This window comes from Streptomyces pratensis (genome assembly GCF_037137275.1).
Taxonomy (GTDB): Bacteria; Actinomycetota; Actinomycetes; order Streptomycetales; family Streptomycetaceae; genus Streptomyces; species Streptomyces pratensis_B.
In genome coordinates this window covers 90067-94794 of record NZ_JBBBEN010000101.1, presented here as the reverse complement: position 1 = coordinate 94794, position 4728 = coordinate 90067, and the positions used below count along the sequence as shown (strand labels likewise).

2 protein-coding genes and 1 pseudogene are annotated in these 4728 nt (G+C 62.4%); 2 read left to right on the top strand and 1 reads right to left on the bottom strand.

Features of this window, described 5'->3' with window-relative positions; translation table 11 throughout:
• Positions 1-734: IS256 family transposase (locus V9U70_RS26815; RefSeq protein WP_336679362.1), on the bottom strand; the 734-nt coding region annotated here is incomplete at its 3' end.
• Between the two features lie 487 nt (positions 735-1221).
• On the opposite strand from V9U70_RS26815, the pseudogene V9U70_RS26810 reads away from it, so the two are divergent.
• Positions 1222-2036, top strand: a pseudogene (locus V9U70_RS26810) (IS5 family transposase).
• 231 nt (positions 2037-2267) lie between these two features.
• A complete protein-coding gene (locus V9U70_RS26805; protein ID WP_336679360.1) occupies positions 2268-4328 on the top strand; it encodes an AIPR family protein in 2061 nt (686 codons plus the stop codon).
• Positions 4329-4728: the final 400 nt, after the last annotated feature.

Genomic DNA, 4728 nt, shown 5'->3' with positions numbered 1-4728 from the left:
CCGCGGTTCTTGATCTCGGTGAGGATGTGCATCCAGTGCTTGGCGCCCTCGCCGCCGTCGCCGACCCATCGCCCGCGGATGTCCCGTCGTCCCTCGGCCGTGACCGCCAGGGCGACGTAGATGGGCCGGTTGGCGACCGCACCGTCGCGGATCTTCACGTGGATGGCGTCGATGAACACCACCGGATAGACCGCGTCCAGGGGCCGGTTCTGCCATTCGGCCATGCCCTCGAGGACCTTGTCCGTGATCGTGGAGATCGTCTGACGAGACACGTCGGCGCCATAGACCTCGGCCAGGTGAGCCTGGACCTCGCCGGTGGTCAAGCCCTTCGCCGCGAGTGAGATGACCATCTCGTCCACGCCTGATCGCTTCTGGCGCTTCTTGACGATCTTCGGCTCGAAGGAGCCCTCGCGGTCGCGGGGCACGGTTATCTCCACCGGGCCCACGTCGGTCAGTACGGTCTTGGCGCGGGTTCCGTTGCGGGAGTTGCCGCTGTTCTTCCCTGCCGGATCGTGCTTGTCATAGCCGAGGTGGTCGGTGATCTCGCCCTCGAGGGCCGACTCCAGGAGCCGCTTCGTCAGCTGCTGGAGCAGCCCGCCCTCGCCGGTCAGCTGCATGCCCTCGGCCTGAGCCCGGCCCACCAACTCATCGATCAGCCGGTCGTCCACAGACTTCGACGGCACCGTCTCAGACGGCTCGACGGGCTCGGCCTCGGTCACGTTGTTGCTGGTCATCGATGTATCTTCCATGATCGGGAGTTACACCGAACGTTTCACAGTCCCGTCCAATGCCGAGCAGCATGAGGACCGGGGCGGACCCCAGCAGCCTCTTCCAGTCGTGGTAGTTCGTGTTCAAGCTGAACCGGCCACAGAAGGCGGCATCATTTTCGCGGTCAGCGACCCCAACCCGTGACCGCCGGCACCTCGCCCCCTCAACGCCAGCACCACCTGAGGGACGCTGACTCACCCTCATCCAGACCATGGCCAGCCGCCGGGGCTACTCCCGCAACCGGCCAACCCCGTAAAGATCATCTGGGTGGAGATCCCCGCTCGCCCCAACAGCACCCAGGCGAACCAGGCTTCAGCGGCCAGCAAGCCCTGCGGATGCCTATCGGGCGAGCCCCGACGGGCTACGCGAGCTGTCGTTGAACCGATCAGCCGCGGCACCGTGCAGCCATGCTTAGACCGTGTCCTACATGGTCAGTTGACAGTTGTGCTGGTCATGGGGAGTGGACGGTGGGGATGGATCGTTCCGGACGGACTTTGGGAGATAGCGGAGCCGTTGCTGCCGCCGGCCCGGGTTCGTCCGCAGGGCGGCGGGGTCGCGAACATCGATGATGAGGCGGTGTTCGCAGCCATCATCTACGTCCTGGTCAGCGGGTGTGCATGGCGGGCCTTACCCCCGTGCTTCGGGGCGTCGAAGTCGACCGTGCACCGCCGCTTCGTCATCTGGTCGAGAGCCGGAGTGTGGGGCCGGCTGCATCAGAAGATTCTCCAGCTCCTGGACGAACAGAACTTGATCGACCTGTCCCGGGCGGTCCTGGACTCCGCGCACGTGAGGGCTAAAAAGGGGGCGAACTTGCAGGTCCGAGCCCCGTGGACCGGGGCAAGCCAGGTTCCAAGATGCACGTCCTGTCCGACGCGGACGGACTGCCCCTACGCGTCGGACTCTCCGCGGCCAACACCCACGACAGCCAGGCCCTGAAGCCGATGCTGTCCCATTTCCACATGGGACACGAATCGCACGCGGCGGAATCAAAGCCCCGCCGCCTTCACGCCGACAAGGCGTACGACGTCCCCCACCTGCGGCGATGGCTCTGGGGCAAGCACATCGGAGTCCGTATCGCCCGCAAGGGCATCGACTCCAGCAAGCGGCTCGGCCGGCGCAGGTGAGTGATCGAACGCACCATGTCCTGGCTGACCGGCTACCGCCGACTCAACCACCGCTACGAGCGGAAACCAGGCAACTACCTGGCCTTTCTCGGACTAGCAGCCGCTCTCTGCTGCTACAAACGGTTCCTCCAACTGACCATGTAGGACACGGTCTAAACCTGCTGCCGACGGCTACGAGCACCGACGTTGTCGAAGCCCTGCGACAGTGGACGCCACACGCTTCACCCACACGCTCTACATCCCCTAGGTACGCTGGGCGGTCAGAGCGAGACCAGAGGGGCAGTGGGGTCGAGGATGGGGAAGACGCAGGGTATGCCGCTGGAAGTGCGGCAGGTTCGTGAGGCCCTACTGAGGGAATTCGCTGACCGAATTTCCATGGATGACTTCGAGAAGAAGGATCCTACTGAGCGCGAGACTGCTCTTCTCTCTCGGGCTTTGTCGGCGAGAGCAGCTCGAATTCTGACCGACTGCACCTCAGACGAGGCAGCCGCCGGAGTGATCGATGGCAGGGATGACTTTGGAATCGACTCTGTGGCTTTCTCCTCTTCCGGAACCGAACTATGGCTAATCCAAGCAAAATGGAAGAAGTCAGGGACAGCAGGATTTGATACCGAGGCGGCACTTAAGCTCATCCACGGCCTCAAGAAACTCGATAACCGGGATTTCGATCACTTTAACGAGCGCCTGCGACTGCTCGGGGACCGAGTACATGGCGTTCTCAAGCTTCCCACCTGCAAGGTTCATCTGGTCGTTGCTCTCATGGGAGACGGTCGACTTTCACCTGAGACGCGCATTATCCTGGATGAGGCAGCCCGCGAATTCGGCGGTCTCGGCCGCACCGTCGAATACCGAGTGGTGGACCAGGTTGATTTTCACCGCGCCGTGCGGGACGATCTGCAGCCAGAACCCATCACTCTGACGGCCAAGATGACCGAAGGCTGGCACGACCGCGAGACCCCTTATCAGGCCATCGTTGGTGAGGTTTGCGCTGCGGAGCTCGCCCAGTGGTATGCAGTCAACGGCGAGCGCCTCTACGACCGCAACGTCCGCAAGTCGCTGGGACTCACGGGCGTCAATAAGACTTTGGTCGACAGCATGTTGGAGGACCCCGAGGGCTTCCTCTACCGCCATAACGGCATCACGGTGCAGTGCGACACCATCGAACGAGAGTTTTTCGCAAAGCGCGCAACTGGCGCGCCGATCTCCCTGACTCTCCACAACGCGAGCGTCGTGAACGGGGCACAGACCGTCACCTCAGCTAACCGGGCCTTTGAAAAGGATCCGGACGCCGTAGCCGACGCCTACGTCTCCGTACGGATCGTCTCGGTACAGGGAACACCTGAGGGGTTCGCGCAAAGTATCACCAAGGCCACCAACACGCAGAACCATATGGAGCGTCGGGACTTCATCGCCATCGACCCGGTCCAGAGTGAGATCCAGAAAGACTTCAAGCTATCACTGGACAAGGAATACGTATTCCGGCGTGGAGAAATGGATCCGGCTCCTGATTCTGGCTGCTCGGTCACCGAAGCGGCCACCGCCCTCGCATGCGCATATCGGGATCCGACCTTCGCGGTCCGAGTCAAGGGATCCACTGAAGCCCTATGGAAGGAAGGCGCTGACGGTGCCTATACTCGCCTATTCGGTCAACAGGCGGGCGCGTACCAGATTTGGCGTTCCGTACAGGTCCTGCGAGCAATCCGGGATGAGCTTACGAAGCTCCGTTCAGAACTGTCGGGGAGGGCGGCTTCTATCGCAGATAGTGGGGCTCTATTGGCTGCCCATATCGTATTTCAGCGAATCGACAGCGAGGCGTTGCAGGAGCCCGAAAGTGATTGGGAAGCTCTTCTGCAAGATGTTCCCCACCAAGTGCGACGCGTCCTGGCTACTCTGATCGACATGGTTGACAAGCTCTTCACCAACAAGAGCTATATCACCAGCACCTTCGCCAGCGAGGAGAAATCCAGGCAGCTGGTCCAGGCAGTCTTGCTGACGCTCGACGCCGGCAGTGACTCTCCTGATCTCTCGGCGTTCGTGACAGCAGCGGGCAAAAAGCGCGCGAAACGTCCTCCGACGATTCACCTCCTCGTGGACCACGATCTCCTCTCTGACGGCACTCCGCTTGTCTACACCCCCAGCGACACCGAAGAGCGGGCCATCGGCGTCTGGCTCGACCAGGATCCGCGCCGACGTCGGGGCACCTGGATCAACGACCGTAAGGGTCCAATCCTCTGGGAGGCGGATGGCCGTCGCTACTCGCCGAGTGGACTGGTGAACCACATCTGGCAGCAGGCCGAATGGCGGGAACAGTGGAGTGCTGTTCAAGGACCCAAGCAGTGGCGGGTTCCTGAGGAGGGGACGCTGGTAGAAATTGCGGAAAGGCTGTGGCGACGACTGGACACGGAACAAGAGCCGGAGCAAGACGAACAGCGCTAGTCGGAGCGCCCACAATCGAGGCTGAGCGCTCACACCCAGAAGTTCCTGGCTGCGGGGCAGAGATCGTTTCTTCCTCAATACCTACGTCGTGCATCCGCAGACCGAGGAGAGGCTGGCCCCCTGATCACGGCCGCCCGCCCCAACGTCTACGGCGTTCACGGGGCCAGAGGGTCCGACACGCAATCAGCAGGGTGAACCATATCCCTCGAGCGCTCCCATCCCGGTCTCAGTTCTGGTCTCATTAATCCCTGTCCGGCCCCGTCCGGACGGGGCCGGACCGAACGTTCCGCCGCAGGTCAGGACGTCCACGACCCCCACCGGACCCCCGTACGAACATTTGGAAAGCGTGTTGGGGGCAACCCCTCACGAGTTCGAATCTCGTATCCTCCGCCATTGCTCT

What these genes read in the sequence shown, in the direction of transcription:
- V9U70_RS26805 (WP_336679360.1), top strand. Translation starts at nt 2,268, where the DNA reads ATGGATGACTTCGAGAAGAAGGATCCTACTGAGCGCGAGACTGCTCTT.